Here is a 20,058-nt window from a genome sequence, read left to right as displayed (position 1 = left end):
GGGGGGGGGCGGCCCCCACGTCCAGGCGGCGCACGTCCAGGCGGCGCACGTCCAGGCGGCGCACGTCCAGGCGGCGCACGCCCAGGCGGCGCACGCCCAGGCGGCACACGCCCGGCCCGCACACGCCCGAGCCGCGCACGCCCGAGCCGCGCACGCCCGAGCCGCGCATGCCCAGACCGTGCTTGGCCTGGCCGCGCTCGCGCCGAGCCGGGGCTTGCGGGTGATCCGGCGGCGCAGGGGCCGTCGGTGGCCCCGGGTGCCATCGCCGACCGGCGCAACTGCCCATCGGTGGCGGCGCAGGTGTGCTTCCATGCCCTCGCGCGGGTTCCCCGGCGGTTCCTGCGGCTCTGGCCCGGCGCAGGCGAAAGGCCCGCGGCGAACCGCGGGCCTTTCCCGTCATGCCGGCGCGTCAGCCGTCCTTCAGCCGGTCGAAGAGCCGGCCCACCGACCCGCGCAGCGCCGAAGCCGCGTCACCGAGCAGCGATCCCGCCTCGGGGCCGCCGTTCGCCGCCTGCTCGCCCGCCTCACCGGCCCGCGGGTCCACGTCCTGGGCCAACAGCTCGCGCAGCACCTCCAGCACCACCTCCGGGTGCCCGAGCGGCACGGGGGCGGCGAAGGTCTGGGCCGAGGTGATCACGTCCTGGTGCCGCCGGATCAGCTCGCCGACGCCCGCGCCGGCCGCCGCGCCCGCCACCAGGTGCACCGGCACCGACCGGTCGGCGAACTCCGACAGCACCTCGTCCACCTCGTGCCACGGCTCGTCGGCGGCGGGCAGCCGGCACCACATGACCTGCAGGTACTCCGTCAACGGTCGCCACGTGCCGGGCAGGTCGCCGTGCCGGCCCACGCCGGCCGGGTCGAGCACGACCACGGCCGGCGCGTCGGGCGGTCCCGACCACACCACCGACGGGCCTTCGCTCCTGGGTTCGGCGTCCATGCGGCTACACCTCCACTACGGCGGGTTCCACGCAGTAGACGGTGTATGCCGATCGGATGACCGGTTGTGCGACGTTGCGCACCCGCACACCGCCGGGCGTCATGCCGTGCTCGTTGCCGAAGTGCGCGTGCCCGTGCACGGCCAGGTGGGTGTTGTTCGCGTCGATCGCCTCACCCAGCAGGTACGAGCCGAGGAACGGGTAGATCTCCGGCGGCTCGCCGCGCAACGTGTCCGGCACCGGCGCGTAGTGCGTCAACGCGACCTTGACGTCGGTGTCGAGGCGGCCGAGCGCGGCCCGCAGCGAGTCGGCGATCTCGGTGGTGTGCCGGATGAACGCCTTCATCTCCGGCTCGCCGAACGCGCTGCCGCACTTGCCCGCGAACCCGCCGCCGAAGCCCTTCACCCCGGCGACGCCCAACGTGTGGCCGTTCACGTCGATGGTGGTGGTGTCGCCCTCCAGCACGGTGATGCCCGCGTCGCGCAGCACCGCCGACACCTCGTGCGGCTTGTCGTCGTGGTGGTCGTGGTTGCCCAGCACCGCGACCACGGGCACGGGCAGCCCGCCGAACTCGTCGGCCACCACCCGCGCCTCGGACACCGTGCCGTGCCGGGTCAGGTCGCCCGCCAGCAGCAGCACGTCGGCGCAGTCACCGAGCTCCTCCAGCGCGGGCCGCAGCCGGCCGCGCGCGTCTTCGCCCAGGTGCACGTCACCCACCGCGGCGATGCGGATCATCGAAGCTCCTCTCGGCCGACCGGGGCTTCGGACGGCACCACCTTCACGTCGTCGAGCACGGTCAACTCCGGGGCCACGTCGTGGATCACGGCTTCCAGCTCGGCGCGGCGCTCGGGGCTGGCCACGTCACCGGACAGCAGCACGTGGTCGCCCCGCACGGTGACCCGCACGCCCAGCTCGGTGGTGCGCGGGTCCTCGGCCAACGCCTGGCGCAGCCGGGCGGCGAGGTATTGCTCTGCGGTCATCGGGCGCTCCTGGTCAGCGGGGTGGGCAGGAGGTCGAGGCGTTCGACCAGCACGAGGAACGCCTCGGCGTACGGCGAGTGCTTGGTCGCCTCGCGGACGCGCTCCCAGTCGATCTGCTCGCGCAGCGCGCGGGCGAACGGCAGCAGCTCGCTGAAGTCGCAGCGGTGCCCGTCGAGGACGAGCAGCTTGCCGATCAGCACCTCGGTGGCGGGCATGACGGGGAGCACGACGGAGCCCACCTGCAGCTCCTCCGCGCGCGAGAGCGTCTCGTCGGTCACCGGGACCTCGTTGGGCCGGAACAGCAGGTCCACCAGCGAATCGCCGTCGTAGACCTTCAGCAGCCAGTCCTCCGGTGGCGTCGCGGCACGCATGCCGGCCGCGACGAGCGCGCTCACCGCCTCGCTGGCGTCTTGTTCGCGCACCAGGATGTCCACGTCGTGTTCCGTCGCCGGTCCGCCTCTGGCGTACACCGCACACCCGCCCGCCAACGCGAACGGGATCTCGTGCCCGCGCAGGGCCTTGGCCACCTTGGTCAACGTGCGCAGCAACTCGTCTTGGACACCGCTCATGCGTGGTGACTACCCGTACGGCTGCCGCTTCACACGGCTGTGGGTAGCGCCGTCCACACGGGGTAGTCCACCCGGTATGACTGCCACACCGCCCGACCCGGACCCGGCCCGCACGCCCGGTCTGGAACCCGGTGGCGGGGTCGCGCCCGGCGAGACGCCGCCCGACTCCGGCCAGACCTCCGGCCTGTCGCACCCGCAGCCGATGCCGTCCCGACGCGGCCCGATCATCACGCTGGTGGCCGTGCTGCTCATCACCGCGTTGACGGTGGCGTTCGTGGTGGCGCAGGTGATGGGGTGGACGAACCTGTTCGCGGGTTCCTGACCTTCAGGGCCTCAGCGGCGGGCTCGGCGGCAGGCCCTCCTTGCGGGCCAGGCCGTCGAGGAGCTGCCGGAGGGTGTCGCGCGCGTTGTGCCGGGGCGTCCAGCCCAGCCGGGCGAACGCCTTGGTCGCGTCCAGCAGCGGCACGGTGAGGGCCAGGTCGACCCAGCCGTGCGAGGTGGGTTGCAGGCGCAGCCGCCAGGTGATCCGCGCGGCGGTGCGCAGGGCGGCCGGCGGGATCGGCACGTGCCGGGTGCGCATGACCTCCGCGAGCACCTGCGGCGTCACGACCGGCTCCGAGACCAGGTTGTACGCGCCCTCCGCGCGGGTGGCGAGGATCTTGGCGACGGCGTCGGCCACGTCGTCGGCGTGCACGAACTGGAGCACCATCGTGCGCGGCAGGGGCAGGACGGGCAGCCGGACCCGGAACAGGGCGTGCGGGACGAGCCGGCCGAGGAAGTACCGCTTGATCTCGGCGGCGGCGTCCGGTTGCAGGATCAGGCCGGGGCGCACGCGGGTGACGGCCAGGTGCGGGTGCTCGCGCTCGACCTGGTCGAGCAGGTGCTCCACGGCTGCCTTGTGCCGGCTGTAGTAGGAGTCCGAGAGGCCGTCGGTCGGCCAGGTCTCGTCCACGGTGCCGTTCTTCGAGGCGGGCGAGTACGCGCCGACCGACGACATGTGCACCAGGTGCGGCACGCCCGCCTTCGCGGCGGCGGTGAACACGCGGTCGCTGCCGGCGACGTTCGTGCGGTACAGGAGGCGCTCGTCGTGGCCGGGTTGGATGCGCCAGGCGAGGTGCACGACGGCGTCGGCGTCGCGGAACGCCTCCGCGAGCGGTTCCTCCGCGCCGTCGCGGCTGATGTCGACCGGCGTCCACGTGATGGTGTCGTAGGGCGGTTCGACGCGCGGGCCCCGGCGGGAGATGCCGTGCACGGTCATGTCCGGTTCGTCGGCGAGACGGCGCACCAGGGCGGTGCCCAGATTGCCGGTGGCGCCGGTGACGACGATCCTCATGGCGGACGGGTACCCGCGCGGGCCGGGTGCGACACGGGGAGGTCGGCGTGTTCGAGGCGGCGGGGTGGGGGTTGCTGGCCGGGTCGGCGCTGCTGCTGGGTGCGCTCGTGGGCTATCTGGCGCGGGTGCCGCGGGGCGTGGTGGCCGCCGTGATGGGGTTCGGCAGCGGCGTGCTGATGTCGGCGGTGTCGTTCGATTTGATCGACGAGGCGCACGAGCTGGGCGGGCTGCTGCCCACGGCGTGCGGTGCCGCGCTCGGCGCGGTGGTCTACACGGCGGCGAACGTGGCGCTGGCCAAGCGGGGCGCGCGCCACCGCAAGCGGTCGGGCGGGTTGCAGCCGTCGGAGTCGGAGCAGGCCGGGTCGGGCACGGCGATCGCGGTGGGCGCGCTGCTGGACGGCATCCCCGAGTCGGTGGTCATCGGGGCGAGCCTGCTCAGCGGTGGCGGGGTGAGCGTGGTGACCGTGGCGGCGGTGTTCATCAGCAACGTGCCGGAGGGGTTGTCGTCGGCGGCGGGCATGCGGCGGGCAGGCCGGTCGCGGCGGTACGTGTTCAGCCTGTGGATCTCGATCGCCGTGGTGAGCGGCCTGGCGGCGATGGCGGGCTACGGCCTGCTGGCCGACGCCCCGCCGCAGTGGCTGGCCGGCATCACGGCGTTCGCGGGCGGCGCGATCCTGTCGATGGTGGCCGACACCATGATCCCGGAGGCGTTCGACGACGCCCACCTGCTGGTCGGCCTGGTGACGGTGGCCGGCTTCCTGAGCGCGTTCGCCCTGTCCAAAGCCTGACGCGACGACCGGCTCAGCCGCTCGACGGCGGCGCCGGGATCGGCGACCTGGCCAGCGCCCGCGCCACGGCGTGCAGGTTGGCCGCCATCGCTTCGCCCGTGCTGCGGGACCACTCGTGGCCGTGGACGGTGTCCGGGTAGTCCGGGCCGGGGCCCGGCCCCATGTTCCAGTAGGTCCACGACTGGCCGGGGATGGTGTAGCCGATGTCGACCAGCGCGCCGGACACCTCGCTGATCACGTGGTGCGCGCCGTCCTCGTTGCCGGTCACCACGACGCCCGCCACCCGGTTGTAGGCGACCGGTCGACCGTCGGCGTCCTGCTCGGAGATCATCGCGTCCATCCGCTCGATCACGCGCTGCGCGACCGACGACGGGTGGCCCACCCAGGTCGGCGTGGCGATGACCAGGATCTCGGCGGCGAGCAGCTCGTCGTGCAGCATCGGCCACTCGTCGCCCTCGCCCAGGTCGGTGACGACCCCCGGCGGCACGTCGTGGTCCACCACCCGGAACGCCCGCACCTCGACGCCGCGTCCCTCCAGCGCCTTGACCACGACGTCGGCCAGCAGTTGCGTGTTGGACCGGTCGGGCGACTTCTTCAGCGTGCAGTTGAGCACCACGGCCTTCATGGCGGGCACCTCCGCTTCCGGTCGGCCACCTGGTCGGCTACCCCCGGTGGGCCGGAAAATGCGTTGCCGACCCGGCCGCCGGGTGGCCAGGCTCGGGGCATGGTCGACATCCCCGACGGACGCGCCGGCATCGACGCCGGGCTCGTGCGCCGCCTGGTCGCGCGCCAGTTCCCGCGGTGGGCCGGGCTGCCGGTCAGACCCGTCGAGGTCGACGGGTGGGACAACCGCACGTACCGGCTGGGCGACGACATGACGGTGCGCCTGCCGACCGCCGAGGGCTACGCGCCCGCCGTGGAGAAGGAGCACCGGTGGCTGCCCGTGCTCGCGCCGTCGCTGCCGGTGCCCGTGCCGGTGCCGCTGGCCCTGGGCGAGCCCGGTGAGGGCTACCCGTTCCGGTGGTCGGTCCGGCGCTGGTTGGACGGGCGCACGGCGTCACCGGACCGGGTGGACGACCTGGCCGGGTTCGCGGTCTCGATCGCCGACTTCATCCGCGCGCTGCACCGCGTCGACGCGTCGGACGGGCCGGAGGCGGGTGCGCACAGCTTCTACCGGGGCGCGTCGCCGGGCCACTACGACGACGGGACGCGGCGGGCGCTGGCCGTGGTGGAGGGGCAGGTCGACACGGCGCGGGCGGCGGCGGTGTGGGAGGACGCGCTGGGCGCGCCGGAGTGGTCCGGGCCGCCGGTGTGGTTCCACGGCGACATCGCGAGCGGGAACCTGCTGGTCGATGGCGGGAAGCTGGTCGCGGTGATCGACTTCGGCACGTCCGGCGTCGGCGACCCGGCCTGCGACCTGGTGATCGCGTGGACGATGTTCTCGGGTGAGAGCAGGCGGGCGTTCCGCGAGGCGGTCGGGTTGGACGACGCGACGTGGGCGCGGGCGCGGGGATGGGCGTTGTGGAAGGCCCTGATCACGCTCGCGAGCGGCGACGAGGACGCGCGGCGGGTGGTCGAGGAAGTGCTCGGGGACGCCCCCTGACCAGCGGGGAAGGGGCCCCGGAAGCGGAGGCCCCTTCCCGACGGGTACGTCCCTACCGGTTGACGGTCAGGTCGCGGGCGGCGGCGTAGCGCTCCCGGACCCACGGGGTCGGGTCGGCCTCGACCGAGGTCGACGCCAGTTCCGACCACAGCGGCGGGGTGTCCGCCCCGCCGACCGCCCACGCCGCCTGCCTGGCCGCGCCGTCGGCCACGTACTCGCTCGGCGACGGCACCACGACCGGGCAGCCGAACACCGCGGGCGCGAGCCGCTGGACGGCGGGCATGCGGGCCCCGCCGCCGATCAGCAGCACCCGCGTGACCGGCATGCCCAGCGCCCGCAACGCGTCGATCGCGTCCGCCAGGCTGCACAGCAGGCCCTCGACCGCGGCGCGCGCCAGGTGCGCCGGGGTCATGGTGTCCAGCCGCATGCCGTGCAGCGCGCCGGTGGAGTCGGGCTTGTTCGGCGTCCGCTCCCCCTCCAGGTACGGCACGAGCACCAGCCCGTCGGCGCCCGCGGGCGCGCTCAGGGCCAGGTCGGACAGGTCCGCCAGGTCGACCCCGAGCACCGACGACGTCGCCGTGAGCACCCGTGACGCGTTCAGGGTGGCCACGAGCGGCAGGTGGCCGCCCTCGGCGTCGGCGAACCCGTTGACGATGCCGGTGCCGTCGGTGACCGGGCTCGTCCGGCGCGCGAACGCCGTGCCGGACGTGCCGATGGACACCACCACGTCACCCGGCTGGGCCTGCACGCCCAGGGCCGCCGCCGCGTTGTCGCCCGCGCCCGCGCCGAACCGGCCGCCGACCAGCTCCGCCGGGCCGACCACGCGCGGCACGGCGACGACCTTGCCCAGCGCCAGCTCGAGCAGGTCCGGCCGGTAGTCCTCCGTGGACGGGGACCAGTAGCCCGTGCCGCTGGCGTCGCTGCGGTCGGTGGTCAGCGCGTCCAGCGACGTGGCGCCGGACAGCTTCCACGTCAGCCAGTCGTGCGGCAGGCAGACCGCCGCCGTGCGGGCGGCGGACTCCGGCTCGTTGGTCGCGAGCCACCGCAGCTTGGTCACGGTGAGCGAGGCGACCAGCACGCTGCCGACCGCGTCCGCCCACTTGTCCGGACCGCCCAGCTCGGTGGTGAGCTCGACCGCCGCCGCCGCGGAACGGGTGTCGTTCCACAGCAGCGCCGGCCGCACGACCTCACCGGACTCGTCGAGCGTCACCATGCCGTGCTGCTGCGCGGCCACCGACACGGCGGCCACGTCGTCCAGGCCGCCCGCGTCCGCGATGGCCGTCTGGAGGGCGTCCCACCAGGCGGAGGGGTGCACCTCGGTGCCCGCCGGGTGCGTCGCCCGCCCTTGTCGCACAAGGGCGCCGGTGTCCGCGTCGCGGACCACAACCTTGCAGGACTGGGTGGACGAGTCGACGCCCGCGACGAGCGCCATCAGCGCGCGCCCAGCAGGTGCTCGGTCGCCAGCTGCGCCAGGCGCACGAACCCGAAGCCGCGCTCGGCGGCGGTCGACGCGGCGAAGTCCTCGTCGGCCTTGAGGAAGTCCGCGATCGACTCGCCCTCGTTCAGGGTCGACTCGCCCAGCTCGTACACGCCGCTGTACTTCAGCGCCTCCTGCACCTCGGGGTCGGCGCGGAACGCCGCCGCCCGCTCGCGCAGCAGCTTGTAGGTGCGCATGTTGGCCGCGGCGCTCTCCCACACGCCGTCGAAGTCCTCGGTGCGCAGCGGCTTGTAGTCGAAGTGCCGGGGGCCGTCGTAGCCGCCGTTCTCCAGCAGGTCGACCAGGAAGAACGCGGACAGCAGGTCGCCCTGGCCGAACACGAAGTCCTGGTCGTAGCGCGGGCCCTTCTGGCCGTTGAGGTCGATGTGGAACAGCTTGCCCTGCCACAGCGCCTGGCCGATGCCGTGCACGAAGTTGAGGCCCGCCATCTGCTCGTGGCCGACCTCGGGGTTCACGCCGAACAGCTCGTGGTGCTCCAGCGTCGAGATGAACGCCAGGGCGTGCCCGATCGTCGGCAGCAGGATGTCGCCGCGGGGCTCGTTGGGCTTGGGCTCCAGCGCGAAGCGGAAGCCGTAGCCCTGGTCGACCGAGTACTGCGCGACCGTGTCCACGGCCTCGCGGTAGCGGTCCAGGGCGGAGGCGACGGGCTTGCCCGCGTCGACCTCGGAGCCCTCCCGGCCACCCCACATGACGATGGTCTGCGCGCCGAGCTCGGCCGCGAGCTCCAGGTTGCGCAGCACCTTGCGCAGCGCGAACCGGCGCACCGAGCGGTCGTTGCTGGTGAAGCCGCCGTCCTTGAACACCGGGTGGGTGAACAGGTTGGTGGTCACCATGGGCACGACCAGGCCGGTCTCGTCCAACGCCGCGCGGAACGCGGAGACCCGCTTGGACGCCTCCGCGGCGTCCGCGCCGAACGGCACCAGGTCGTCGTCGTGGAACGTGACGCCCCACGCGCCGAGTTCCGCGAGCTTGCGCACCGCGAGCGGCACGTCCAGCGGGGGGCGGGTCGCGTCGCCGAACGGGTCGCGACCCGGCCAGCCGACCGTCCACAGACCGAAGCTGAACTTGTCCACGAGGACACCTCCAATAAGTTTGATGCCTGAACTTATCGCACTCAGCCGCTACGATCCAGTGGTGTCCAGACCGCAGCCCGCGAGCCAGCACACCGTGCGACGGCACAACTCCGCACTGGTGCTCGACGCCATCGCCGAGGCACCCGGCTCGTCGCGCGCGGCCGTGGCCGCCCGCACCGGCCTCACCAAGGCGACCGTGTCGAGCCTCGTCGACCGGATGATCGGCGCGGGGCTCGTCGCCGAGGGCGAGGCGGAGGCCAGGACCGGCCCCGGGCGGCGCGGCACGGCGTTGCACCTGTCCCCCACCGGCCCGCACGGGCTCGGCGTGGAGATCGGGGTCGACTACCTGGCCACGTGCCTGGTCGACCTCACCGGACGGGTGCGGGCGCGGTGGCTGCGCCCCGGCGACAATCGTGCCTCCAGCCCCGCCCGGGTGCTGGCCAAGGTGGCGGCGGCGGTGCGCACGGCGGCGAAGCACGACGTGCCGATCGGCGGGGTGGGCGTGGCCGTGCCCGGTCTGGTGGAGGTGGCGGGCGGGTCGCTGCGGCTCGCGCCGAACCTGGGCTGGCGCGAGGTGGACATCCGGGGCGAGCTGACCCGCCGGCTGGCGCTGGACGTGCCGGTGCTGGTGGGCAACGAGGCGAACTTGGCCGCGTTGGCCGAGCTGTGGCACGGGGACGTGGCGGCGGACTTCCTGCACATCTCGGGTGAGATCGGCATCGGCGCGGGCATCGTGGTGGGCGGTGCGCTGTTCGAGGGCGTGTCCGGGTTCGGCGGCGAGATCGGGCACCTGTCGGTCGACCCGCGCGGGCCAGCGTGCGCGTGCGGGTCGCGGGGGTGCCTGGAGCGGCTGGCCGGGCAGGACGAGATCGTGCGCGCGGCGGGCGTGACGGGGGTGGACGAGCTGCTGGCCCGGCTGGCGGCCGGTGATCGCGCGGCCACGACGGCGGTGCGTTCGGCGGCGCGGTGGTTGGGCGTGGCGCTGTCGGGCGCGGTGAACCTGCTGGACCTGCCGACCGTGGTGCTGGGCGGCACGTACGCCCGGCTGGAGCCGTGGTTGCAGGAGCCGTTGCACGCGGAGCTGGACCGTCGGGTGGTCAGCGCCGAGTGGTCACCCGTTCGGGTGGTGGCGTCGTCGTTGGGCGCGGAGGCCGCGATGCGTGGCGCGGCGACCACCGCCGTCCGCGCGATCCTGGCCGACCCCGACCCCTACGTGACGTCCGTGCTGTCCTGAACGTTCAACTCGGGTGTTCCGAACGTAGGACACACGCGTCCTGAACGTAGGACTCTCGCGCGAGTCCTACGTTCAGGTCGCGCGTGTCGAACGCTCAGGCACCCCGAGTTGACCGTTCAGGACGGCCAGGAGCGCCTGGTAGGTGTGGGCTGGGTCACCTTCCACGGAGGGGATCACGTGGGGTGAGCGGGCGGTGATGATCCGTTGCAGGTTGTCGTACATCGCCGACAGCTCGGCCGGGGTCGCCTGGACGGTGCCGCGCTCGGTGAAGCGGCGGATCGCGTTGTCCTCGGAGTCGAGCAGGACGACCTCGTAGTACGGCACGTCCAGCTCGGCGGCCAGGGCGGACAGGCGGTCCAGGAACTCCGGGCGGCCCAGGAACTGGGGCACGATCACGTCGTGGCCGGACGTCAGGTGCACGCGGGCGGCGGCGATGGCGATGTCACGCGCCAGCCGGCCCGCCTCGCCGAGGTCGCCGGCGATCAGGTCGCGCACCCGGTCCACGTCCAGCGCCAGCGCGGGCGGGTGGTCCTCGGCGTAACGGCGGGCGATGGTCGACTTCCCGCACCCGGGCGGACCGTTCAAGGCGATCAAACGCGGCATCCCACCCAGAGTAGCCGGACGCTCACGCGAGCGAACCGCAGGCCACGCCAGTGAGACCCACGTCGAACCCCTGACCAGCGCAAAGGCACCACTCCCCCGGTCGTCGGAGCCACCGCGAGCGGGCACGTGCCGGCGGAACGCCCCGACCCGCTTCACCCGAATGCAGTCACCCGAAGAGGCCACGCCGGGGGCGCTCGTCTGACAGCCTGGACGGCACGTTTGTCGGTGCGGACAATCGTCGTGAGACGCCAGGGGGTGGACCGGTTGCCGCGTGGAGAGCGCCCGTTGGACGTCGGCGACAGCCCGTTGCTCAGGTTCGCCGCCGACCTCAGGGCGCTGCGGGACAAGGCGGGCGGGCACAGCTACCGGCAGCTCGGCGCGCGGGCCCACTACTCGGCGACCACGCTGTCCGACGCGGCGGGCGGCCGCAAGCTGCCCACGCTCGCGGTGACGCTGGCCTACGTGCGCGCCTGCGAGGGCGACGTGGCCGAGTGGGAGGACCGCTGGCGGCAGGTCGCCGCGGAGGTGCTGCCCGGCTCCGGGCCGGCCGCCGACGAGGGCCACCCGCCGTACGCGGGCCTGGCCGCCTACGGCACCGAGGACGCCGAGTGGTTCTTCGGCCGCGACCACCTGCTGGACGACCTGGAGCAGCGCATCGCGCACCGCCGGTTCGTCGCGGTGTTCGGCGCGTCGGGCGCGGGCAAGTCCTCGCTGCTGCGCGCCGGCCTGGTGCCGCGGATGACCGGCCGGGTCGTGGTCACCTCGCCCAGCGAGACCGCCGACCCCGACCTGGACGTCGACCTGCTGATCGTGGACCAGTTCGAAGAGGTCTTCACGCTGTGGCCGGACGCCGACCGGCGCGCCGGCTACATCGACGCCCTGCTGACGTCCCGCTGCAAGGTCGTCATCGGCGTGCGGGCCGACTTCTACGGGCACTGCGCGCAGCACCCGGCGCTGGTGGAGGCGCTGACCGACGGCCAGTTGCTGCTCGGGCCGATGGGCCCGGAGGAACTGCGCCAGGTGATCATGCAGCCCGCCGTGAAGGCGTCGTGCACGGTCGAGACGGCCCTGGTGTCACGCCTCATCGCGGACGCCACCGGCCAGCCCGGCGTGCTGCCGCTGATGTCGCACGCGTTGCTGGAGACCTGGCGGCGGCGGCGCGGCACCACGTTGACGCTGGCCGGCTACGAGGCCGCGGGCGGCATCCAGCACGCCATCGCGCAGACCGCCGAACGCACCTACACGTCGCTGGAACGGCACCAGCGCGCGTTGGCGCGGCAGGTGTTCCTGCGGCTCACCGCACTGGGCGACGGCACCGAGGACACCAAGCGGCGGCTGCCGCGCGTCGAGCTCGACCACGACGTGGACGTCGACGTGGTGCTGGACCGGCTCGCGCACGCCCGGCTGCTCACCCTCGACCGCGACAGCGTGGAGATCGCGCACGAGGCGCTGATCCGCTCGTGGCCGCGGCTGCGCGGCTGGCTCGCCGAGGACCGCGACGGCCTGCGCACGATGCGCCGGCTCACCGAGGCCGCCGCCACCTGGGAGTCCCTGGGCCGCGACCCGGACGCCCTGTACCGGGGTTCGCGGCTGGACACCGCGGTCGAGTGGACCCAGCGCGACGGCGTGCGCACGAGCGCCCAGGAGCGCGACTTCCTCGCCGAGAGCCTCCAGGCACGCGACCGGGAACGGCTGCTCGCCCACCGGCGCACCCGCAGGCTGCGCCAGCTCGTGGCGCTGCTGGCCGTGCTGCTCGTGTTCGCCGGCACGGCCGTGGTCCTCGCGATCACCGCGCAGAAGGAGGCCGCGGCGGGCTGGAAGTCGTCGGCCGCCTGGTACGTGGCCAACCAGTCGCAAAGCCTGCGCAGCAGCGACCCGCAGCTGGCCGACCAGCTCGCCATCGCCGCGCACGACCTCAGCCCGAACGACGAGACGCGCAACGGCGTGCTCAGCGCGCGGGCGGCGAGCGAGCTCAACGTCGCCGCCCGCGCGGCCTTCGCCTCCGCCCAGGCGCTCAGCCCGGACCTCGAACCGCGGCAGCCGCACGAGAGGGCGCCCTCGCACCCGATCGGACCCGCCGACGAGACGGTGACCTCGATCGCCGTCAACGACGCGGGCCAGGCATTCAGCACGACGTTGACCGACGAGCTGGCGAAGGTCTGGGACGTCACCGACCTGACCCCGGAGGTCACGCACACCTTCGACTTCCCGGTGGAGCGGATCGCGCTCGACCCGGCCCGCGCCCGCACCCTGGTCACCGTGTCGAACACGTTCGCGATCACGGTGTGGGACTGGTCCGACCCGGCCCACCCGGTCGAGGGCGCGCACCTGACCGGCGACCACCCGCGGCCGGTCGCCGGCGTCGTGCACAGCCCGGACGGCCAGGTCGTGGTGACCTTCGACGTCATGGGCGCGGCGCGGCTGTGGGACGTGACCGACCCGAAGCGACCAAACCTGGTCGTGGAGCTGGACATCGCGGGCGACCTCACCGCGGCGGCCCTGTCGCACGACCACCGCACGCTGGCGCTGGGCACCGGCAAGGGCGAGGTCCGGCTCTACGACGTGACGGACCGGTCCAAGCCCGCCGAGCTGTGGTCGGGCAAGGCTCACCGGGGCGCGATCCAGGCGCTGGGCTTCCACCGGCTCGGCGACGCGCTGGCCACCGTCGGGGCGCAGGACAAGGTGGCCTTGTGGGACGTGTCGGACCCGCGGCGGCCGGTGGAGCGCGGCCGGATCAACGGGCTCACCCAGGGCGTCTACGCGGTGGGCTTCGGCGACACCGCGACCAGCGTGGTGACGTCGAAGTCGAACGGCACCACGCGGTCCTGGGAGTTCGACTTCGCCACGGCGGTGCGCGAGATGTGCGCCGGCGTCACGACCCACATCACCCGCGAGGAGTGGCAGCAGTACGTCGGCGCGCTGGAGTACCGCCGACCGTGCCGTTGATTGGCGGGCGGGCGCGGGCGAGCCGATAATCACGGCGTGACCATGCCGCGTGACGACGACCGGACCGAAGCGCTGCCGACGAGCCCGATCCCGGACGGACCACCCGCGGTCGGTCCACGTGGGGACGACCCGGGTGTGCACGGGCCGGGCGCGGTCGAGCCGTCGGTGGTCGGCGCGCCGGAGCGCAAGGCCGCACCCCGGGCCAAGTTGAAGCCGACCAGGATCAGCGGCACGTGGGTCGCGGTGCTGGCCTCGATCGTGGTGCTGATCGTGTTGCTGGTGTTCATCCTGCAGAACCTGACCGACGCCACGATCCACTTCCTCGGCGCGTCGGGCACGCTGCCGCTGGGCGTGGCGCTGCTGTTCGCGGCGATCGCGGGCGCGATCCTGGTGGCCCTGGTCGGCGCAGCCCGGATAATGCAGCTGCGCCGCCAGGCCAAACGAGGGCTGCGCTAGAACGTCCCCGGTACTCAGCCCGAGGAACAGGACCTACCGTTCAGCGTGAAGCCGGTGGGTGCGACGTTGCTGCCCTGCCAGCTCGCCTGGAATCCGAAGTCCACCGAGCCGCCCGCTGCGATGGTCCCGTTCCAGCCCTCGTTGGTCACCGTCACGGCGGCGCCGTTCTGCGACGCCTTGCCGTTCCAACTGTTGATGATCTTCTGGCCGTTCGCGAACGACCAGCCGAGGCTCCAGCCCGTGAGGGCGGTGGCACCCCGGTTGGTGATCTTCACCGACGCGGTGAAGCCACCTCCCCACTGGCTGGCGACCTGGTACCGCACCGCGCAGCCGGGTGGCGGCTGGTCGGTGATCGTGGTCGTGGTCGTCCCAGTGGTGGTCGTGGTGGTTGTTGTGGTGGTGGTCGTCGTGCTGGTCGGCGACGTGTCCGTGGGGTGCGTGCCGGTGTTGCTGGTGCCCCCGCTGGGCTCCGCGACGAGGATGCCCCGGCCGTTGGTGCCCAGGTAGACGCGGCCGTAGACCCGCGGGTCGCCGGTGATGGCCTCGCCCATGTTCCCGTACTGGTGGGCGTCGTCGTTGATGCGGACCCAGTGGGCCGCCTCGTCGTCGGACCGGTAGACGCCGGTCTTGCCGTCGATGGTCAGCACCGCGTACAGCGCGGGGTAGGGCTTCTCCAGCGCGCCCTTGCCGAAGCCGATGTTGACTCCCGACGTGACACCGGACAACGCGGTGACGGTCTTGCCCGCGTCGGTCGAGCGGAACAAACCGCCCTCGCCGACCAGCCACAGGTGGCCCTCGTGCCCGGGCACGGCGTGCAGCTTGGCCACGTCGGCGGTGGCGGCGGCGGTGAACGTCGCGCCGCCGTCCGTGCTGACGTAGACGGTGTCGTTGGCCAGGCCGTAGAACTTGCTCGGGTTCACCCGGTCGGACTCGACCACCGCGCCCGCCGGGATGCCGGCCGACGGCGACCACGAGTTGCCGAAGCCCACCGAGTAGTGCACCGCCGCGCCGGCCGGGCTCCACACGAACCGGCTGCCGTCCGCCGCCGCGGCGACCGTGCCACCGCCGGTGACGCCGCCGGGCTCGCTGCCGGCGAACCAGTTCGCGCCGCCGTCGGTGGAGAACGCCACGCGCGGCGAACCGTCCACGTTGCCGGAGCGGACCACCACCGACGGGTTCTTCTCGGCGAAGTCCAGGCTCGTGGTCGTGGTGAAGTTGGGCTGGAGGAACATCATCGACGGCACCTTGGCCAGGTCGGTGTGCCGGAACCCGCCGATGTCACCGAGGCCGCTGAGCAGCGGCGCGCCCGTGGGCGGGCTGATCAGGTCGAGCACCGCGGTCTCCTCCAGCCCCGCGGCGGTCGGCTTGATCGTGATCTGGCCGCCGGCGTCCCACTTCAGCAGGTCCGTGGTGCCGTAGACGGTCGCGCCCGTGCCGTACAGCATCCGGTTGGAGTCGAACGGGTCGATCTCCAGCGACTCGACCATCCAGCCCAGCTTGGGCGTGGTCTCCGGCGGCTGCGGGTTCGCGCCCCAGCTCAGCCACGGCGAGGAGCTGATGTCCATCTTGTAGCGGAAGCTGCGTTCGGGGTAGCTGGTGAAGTCCCAGGCCCGCGTCCACGTCGCGCCGCCGTCCGTGCTGCGGAACAGGATGATGTCGGGCCACCAGGAGATCTGGGTGGCGACCATCAGCGTGTTGGGGTTCTGCCGGTCGATGGTCAGGCCGCTGTAGCCGAAGTAGGCGTCCGCGCTGGTCGACGGGACGGGGCTGATCCGCGTCCACGCGCCGGTGGCGGTGTCGTACTTCCACACGTCGCCCTTGCCGCCGTCGTACGGGCCGCCGGTGTCGCTGGTGGCCAGGTAGAGGAAGCCGCCCTTGGTGTCCAGCTCGCCCTGGTGGGCGATGTAGCCGGTGGGCTGGCCGGCGAGCCGTGACCAGGTCGCGCCCGCGTCCGTGCTGCGGTAGACGGTGTTCTCCTTGTCGGCCACGCCGACGTAGATGGTCTTGGTGGGGCTGCCCGCGGTGGAGGAGCGCGGGTCGTAGGTCACCCAGACCACGCCCTGGATGTCGTTGCCGTAGCCGTTGGCGTCGTTGGGGTCGGCGACGTAGTTGCCGGGGTTGGGGAAGCTCGCCACCTGGGTCCACGTGACGCCGCTGTCCGTGCTGCGCCACAGGCCCTTGCCGCTGGGCGCGCCGAAGTACAGCACCCGGCCGTCGTTGGGATCGACGGACAACCGCTCACCCATGCCGCGGCCGGGCATGTTGCCGCCGACCTTGAACGGCAGCTCGGTGCGCTGCCAGGTCTTGCCGCGGTCGGAGGAGCGCAGGATCGCGCCGTTGTTGGGGTCCCAGCTGTTGGTGTACATGCCGACGGCGGCGTAGACCTTGTCGGCGTTCTTCGGGTCCGGCGCAATGCTCGCCACGCCGTTGTAGCCCCACTTGTCCCAGCCGACCCAGTCGAGCAGCGGGATCCAGCGGCCGGCCGCCTGGTCCCACCGGTACGCGCCGCCGATGTCGGTGCGCGCGTAGATCAGGTCCTTCTCGGCCGGGCTGAACACGATGCCGGGCACGAACCCGCCGCCCGCGATCTCGACGTTGCGCCAGTTGTGCGGCTGCGCGGGCACGGCGGCGGCCGTGGCGGTGGGTGAGGCGGGACCGGCCACGGCGGTGACCAGGACGACGCCGAGTGCGGCCAGGGCCGCGGTGGTCAGTGCGAGAAGCCGTTTCATGGCTCCACTCCCCAGACTCGTGACTGGACCCACCCGGACCCGCCACCCACGGCCGAGCCCGTGGGGGAGGTGACGTGCGGGTGGCTGTCGGCCCCGCGGACCGGGCCGGTGGGCAGGGCGAGGACGGCACACGACGAGAGCCCGACCGGTGCGGTGGCGCGCGGAAAGGACTCGGTCGGCCCGGTGGCGCGCGACCAGAACCCGGTCGGCCGGGTAGCGCGCGACGAGAACCCGACCGGCCCAGTGGCAGCCACAGAGGGCGCAGACCAGGCTCGCCCGATCACGGCACCCGACGAAAACCCGGTTGGCGCAGTGGCGGTGGCGCGCGGTGCGGTTTCCGGTGGCGCGGGGACAAGTTCCGTTCCGCTGGCGGCTGAGGCCGCGGGTGGGTGGTCCGATGCGGCCGGGTGGGTCAGAGCGCGGTGCGGCGAGAGGCGGAGTGGCCGGTGGGCCGGTGGACGCGGGAGCCGGTTCGGTGCCGACCCGAGGCGCGCGGCTCCCCCGTGGCCCGGCGGGGCGGTGGCCGCCGTGAGCGGGGTGCGTCGGGCCATCGGGCTGCGCTCCTTTGCGCGGGCGGGGTGGGAGGAGGCGGTGGGCGAGAGGGATCCGCCTCCCCCCTGGCTCGTCGAGTCAGGGGGTCGTGGGGTCCGGGCCGTTACCAGTCCGGCAGACGTTCTGGGAGCGCTCCCAGAACGTGCAGGATTGGACGGTAGCCAGCTTGATCGGTCAGCGGCAAGGGGCCGAGTTACGCCATCCGAGTGAAGTGCGCTGCGTGATCACCGTCGGCGTGTCGAACCGGTCGAACCAGGCGTCGAATCGATTCGAAAACGCCGCGACCCGGACCGTGCGGCCCGGGTCGCGGCAGTCCTTCGAGATCGACTCAGGCGCTCGAACGGGTGACCATCGCCGTCGGCAGGAGCAGGAACGGCGGCAGGTTCTCCTCGCCCGCCAGCTCCGCCATGAGCCTCCACGTCATCGTGCGCCCCAGCTGCTCCACGTCCTGGCGGATCGTGGTCAGCGGCGGCACCGCGGTGGAGGCGATCATCAGGTCGTCGAACCCGACCACGGCCACGTCGTCGGGCACCTTCTTGCCGTGCGCGTGCAGGGTCTGCAACGCGCCCAGCGCCATGATGTCCGCGCCGACGAAGACCGCGTCCAGGTCCGGGGCCCGTTTGAGCAGGTCGGCCATGGCGGCCGCGCCGCTCTCCGGGGTGAAGTCGCCGTACGCGACGAGATCGGTGTCGAGCCGGGCCTGGCTCAGCCCGCGCTTCCAACCGGACAAACGGTCCATACCGACCGCCATGTCCCGCGGACCGGCGATGGTGGCGATCCGCTTGCGGCCCCGCGAGACCAGGTAGCGGGCCGCCTCCATGGCGCCGTTGAAGTTGTCCGAGTCCACATAGGGCACTCCACCGGCACCGAGGGGCCTGCCCCCGACCACCGTCGGCAGGCCCGCGTCGGCCAACGTCCGGGGCAGCGGGTCCTGGCCGTGCAGGCTGATCACCAGCACGCCGTCCACGTGGCCGCCGCAGAGGTAGTTGACCAGGTCCTGCTCGTCGCCCTCCTTGCTCATCATGAGGACGAGCTGGACCCGCTTGCCCGCGAGCTCGGCGTGCACACCGCGGAGCACGCCGGCGAAGAACGGGTCGGCCAGCACCCTGGCGCCCTGCTCGGACACGACCAGGGCGATGCAGTTGGCCCGGCTGCCCGCGAGCGTGCGGGCCGCCTGGTTCGGGCTGTACCCGAGCTTCCCGATGGCCTGGTGCACCGCCTCGCGCGCCCTCGAACTGACGTACGGCTCGCCGTTGATCACCCGGGAGACGGTCGACTTGGACACCCCGGCGGCGCGAGCGACCTCCTCCAGCCGGGTGTTGGGTCGTCGCGCCTTGGGTGGGTCAACGGCATCCGTCACGGAGCGACCGTCGCCGCGAGAGCGTTGCCACGGGCAACCTGCGAGTACCACATGGCGCTCATCTTAGGCGTCCGCACCTGGGTCTCGTAGTCGACATGCACGATCCCGAACCGCTTGGCGTAACCCTCGGCCCATTCGAAGTTGTCCATGAGCGACCACGCGAAGTAACCGCGCAGGTCGACACCCGCCTCGATGGCCGCATGCGCCGCCCGGAGGTGCGACTCGATGTAACCGAGGCGCTCGGTGTCGTGGATCGATCCATCGTCGTTGATGGAGTCGACGTACGCGGCACCGTTCTCGGTGACGTACAGCGGGATGCTGGGGTAGTCCTGGTGCACCCGCATGAGCACCTTGTAGAGGCCGTCCGGCTGCACCTCCCAGTCCATGTCCGTGCGGGGCAGGCCGCGGCTGGGGAACGAGACGTGCTCCGCGCCGACCCACGGCGAGCCGGTCGGGCGACGGCCGTTGTCCACGACCGGGGCCTCGGGCTCGGGGGTGTTGCTGACGAAGTGCTCGGCGTAGTAGTTCACGCCCAGCTGGTCCAGCGGCGCGGAGATGATCTCCAGGTCGTTCTCGCGGATGTGCTTGGAGAACCCGTAGGGCTCCAGGTCCTCCACGATGTCCGCCGGGTACTCGCCCTTGAACAGCGGGTCCAGGAAGATCCGGTTCTGCAGGCCGTCGAGCCGGCGCGCGGCGTCGAGGTCGCCCCGGTCCTCCGGGTTGGCCGGGATGATCGGGTACATGTTCAGCGTGATGCCGATCTTGGCGCTGGGCGCCTGGTCCCGGATCACGGAGGTGGCCAGCCCGTGCGCCAGCAGCAGGTGGTGCACGGCCGCGACGGCGGCCTCGGGCTCCTGGCGACCGGGCGCGTGCACGCCGGCGGCGTAGCTGAGCAGCGAGGAGCACCACGGCTCGTTGAGCGTGGTCCAGTTCTCCACCCGGTCGCCCAGCGCGCCGACGACCGACTCGGCGTACTCCGCGAAGCGGTACGCGGTGTCGCGGTTGGCCCAACCGCCCTCGTCCTCGAGGGTCTGCGGGAGGTCCCAGTGGTAGAGCGTCAGCCACGGGGTGATGTTGTTCTCGAGCAGCTTGTCGACCAGCCGGGAGTAGAAGTCCAGGCCGGGCTGGTTCACCGGACCGGCGTCGGGCCGGATGCGGGGCCACGCGGTGGAGAACCGGTAGGCGTGCAACCCGAGGTCGACCATCAGCTGGACGTCTTCGTCGACGCGGTGGTAGTGGTCGGCCGCGGGATCACCCGTGTCACCGCCCACCACCGCGCCGGGGATCTGGCAGAACGTGTCCCAGATGGACGCGGTGCGACCGTCCGCGGTGGTCGCGCCTTCGATCTGGAACGCCGCGGTCGCGGCGCCCCACACGAATCCCTCGGGAAAGGAAATCG

General features: G+C 72.8%; 18 protein-coding genes. 6 read left to right on the top strand and 12 right to left on the bottom strand.

The features are described 5' to 3' along the window. Positions 1-409 precede the first annotated feature (409 nt). Genes LZG04_RS18620 through LZG04_RS18605 form a run of 4 tightly spaced genes read right to left on the bottom strand, consistent with a single transcriptional unit; the run spans position 410 to position 2,484 of the window. A complete protein-coding gene (locus LZG04_RS18620; protein WP_233818659.1) occupies positions 410-937 on the bottom strand; it encodes a hypothetical protein in 528 nt (175 codons plus the stop codon). 4 nt (positions 938-941) lie between these two features. Beyond that, positions 942-1,670 carry a metallophosphoesterase gene (locus tag LZG04_RS18615; RefSeq protein WP_233818657.1) on the bottom strand — a complete coding sequence of 243 codons (729 nt, stop codon included), beginning with the start codon at positions 1,668-1,670 and terminating at the stop codon, positions 942-944. Further along, positions 1,667-1,915, bottom strand: coding sequence for a BON domain-containing protein (locus LZG04_RS18610; RefSeq protein WP_073895388.1), 249 nt, complete (start codon positions 1,913-1,915; stop codon positions 1,667-1,669). Before LZG04_RS18610 ends, LZG04_RS18615 begins: the two co-directional genes overlap by 4 nt. Continuing rightward, entirely contained in the window at positions 1,912-2,484 is a 573-nt protein-coding gene (locus tag LZG04_RS18605) for a nucleotidyltransferase family protein (protein WP_233818655.1), read from the bottom strand. The genes LZG04_RS18610 and LZG04_RS18605 overlap by 4 nt, the downstream gene beginning before the upstream one ends. Positions 2,485-2,560: 76 nt before the next feature. Between LZG04_RS18605 and LZG04_RS18600 the strand changes: the two genes are divergently transcribed. Further along, positions 2,561-2,806 carry a DUF6480 family protein gene (locus tag LZG04_RS18600; protein WP_233818653.1) on the top strand — a complete coding sequence of 82 codons (246 nt, stop codon included), beginning with the start codon at positions 2,561-2,563 and terminating at the stop codon, positions 2,804-2,806. 3 nt (positions 2,807-2,809) lie between these two features. On the opposite strand, the gene LZG04_RS18595 is transcribed toward LZG04_RS18600, so the two are convergent. Continuing rightward, positions 2,810-3,817, bottom strand: coding sequence for an NAD-dependent epimerase/dehydratase family protein (locus LZG04_RS18595; RefSeq protein WP_233818651.1), 1,008 nt, complete (start codon positions 3,815-3,817; stop codon positions 2,810-2,812). A 26-nt stretch (positions 3,818-3,843) separates the two neighbouring features. Between LZG04_RS18595 and LZG04_RS18590 the strand changes: the two genes are divergently transcribed. Next, positions 3,844-4,605 carry a ZIP family metal transporter gene (locus tag LZG04_RS18590; protein ID WP_233818649.1) on the top strand — a complete coding sequence of 254 codons (762 nt, stop codon included), beginning with the start codon at positions 3,844-3,846 and terminating at the stop codon, positions 4,603-4,605. 13 nt (positions 4,606-4,618) lie between these two features. Here LZG04_RS18590 and LZG04_RS18585 read toward each other — a convergent pair whose 3' ends face one another. Further along, positions 4,619-5,230, bottom strand: coding sequence for a flavodoxin family protein (locus LZG04_RS18585; RefSeq protein WP_233818647.1), 612 nt, complete (start codon positions 5,228-5,230; stop codon positions 4,619-4,621). 99 nt (positions 5,231-5,329) lie between these two features. On the opposite strand from LZG04_RS18585, the gene LZG04_RS18580 reads away from it, so the two are divergent. Continuing rightward, positions 5,330-6,208, top strand: coding sequence for an aminoglycoside phosphotransferase family protein (locus tag LZG04_RS18580; RefSeq protein WP_233818645.1), 879 nt, complete (start codon positions 5,330-5,332; stop codon positions 6,206-6,208). A gap of 52 nt (positions 6,209-6,260) precedes the next feature. On the opposite strand, the gene LZG04_RS18575 is transcribed toward LZG04_RS18580, so the two are convergent. Beyond that, positions 6,261-7,640, bottom strand: a complete 1,380-nt coding sequence (locus LZG04_RS18575; RefSeq protein WP_233818643.1) for a xylulokinase — start codon at positions 7,638-7,640, stop codon at positions 6,261-6,263. Then, on the bottom strand, positions 7,640-8,779 hold the full coding sequence (gene xylA / locus LZG04_RS18570; protein WP_233818641.1) for a xylose isomerase: 1,140 nt from the start codon (positions 8,777-8,779) through the stop codon (positions 7,640-7,642). The genes LZG04_RS18575 and xylA overlap by 1 nt, the downstream gene beginning before the upstream one ends. A gap of 61 nt (positions 8,780-8,840) precedes the next feature. Here xylA and LZG04_RS18565 point away from each other — a divergent pair, with 61 nt between their 5' ends. Next, a complete protein-coding gene (locus tag LZG04_RS18565) occupies positions 8,841-10,013 on the top strand; it encodes an ROK family transcriptional regulator (protein ID WP_233818639.1) in 1,173 nt (390 codons plus the stop codon). 72 nt (positions 10,014-10,085) lie between these two features. Here the strand turns inward: LZG04_RS18565 and LZG04_RS18560 are convergent, their stop codons facing one another. Continuing rightward, positions 10,086-10,616: an AAA family ATPase gene (locus LZG04_RS18560; protein WP_233818637.1), complete on the bottom strand. Its 531-nt coding sequence runs from the start codon at positions 10,614-10,616 to the stop codon at positions 10,086-10,088. Between the two features lie 240 nt (positions 10,617-10,856). Here LZG04_RS18560 and LZG04_RS18555 point away from each other — a divergent pair, with 240 nt between their 5' ends. Together LZG04_RS18555 and LZG04_RS18550 are read left to right on the top strand one after the other, a co-directional pair. After that, a complete protein-coding gene (locus tag LZG04_RS18555) occupies positions 10,857-13,562 on the top strand; it encodes an XRE family transcriptional regulator (RefSeq protein ID WP_233818635.1) in 2,706 nt (901 codons plus the stop codon). Between the two features lie 42 nt (positions 13,563-13,604). Further along, positions 13,605-14,018: a lipopolysaccharide assembly LapA domain-containing protein gene (locus tag LZG04_RS18550; protein ID WP_233818687.1), complete on the top strand. Its 414-nt coding sequence runs from the start codon at positions 13,605-13,607 to the stop codon at positions 14,016-14,018. 14 nt (positions 14,019-14,032) lie between these two features. Here LZG04_RS18550 and LZG04_RS18545 read toward each other — a convergent pair whose 3' ends face one another. The 3 genes from LZG04_RS18545 to LZG04_RS18535 all read right to left on the bottom strand — a co-directional run bounded on the left by LZG04_RS18545 (position 14,033) and on the right by LZG04_RS18535 (position 20,056). Then, a complete protein-coding gene (locus tag LZG04_RS18545; RefSeq protein WP_308199166.1) occupies positions 14,033-16,747 on the bottom strand; it encodes a cellulose binding domain-containing protein in 2,715 nt (904 codons plus the stop codon). An 880-nt stretch (positions 16,748-17,627) separates the two neighbouring features. Then, a complete protein-coding gene (locus tag LZG04_RS18540) occupies positions 17,628-18,659 on the bottom strand; it encodes a LacI family DNA-binding transcriptional regulator (RefSeq protein WP_233818633.1) in 1,032 nt (343 codons plus the stop codon). Next, positions 18,656-20,056: a GH1 family beta-glucosidase gene (locus tag LZG04_RS18535; RefSeq protein ID WP_233818683.1), complete on the bottom strand. Its 1,401-nt coding sequence runs from the start codon at positions 20,054-20,056 to the stop codon at positions 18,656-18,658. Before LZG04_RS18535 ends, LZG04_RS18540 begins: the two co-directional genes overlap by 4 nt. Between the last annotated feature and the right edge of the window lie 2 nt (positions 20,057-20,058).

This window comes from Saccharothrix sp. S26 (genome assembly GCF_021390395.1).
Lineage (GTDB): Bacteria > Actinomycetota > Actinomycetes > Mycobacteriales > Pseudonocardiaceae > Actinosynnema.
Note: the sequence above shows the minus strand (reverse complement) of the source record. Positions and strands in the feature narration are given on the sequence as shown.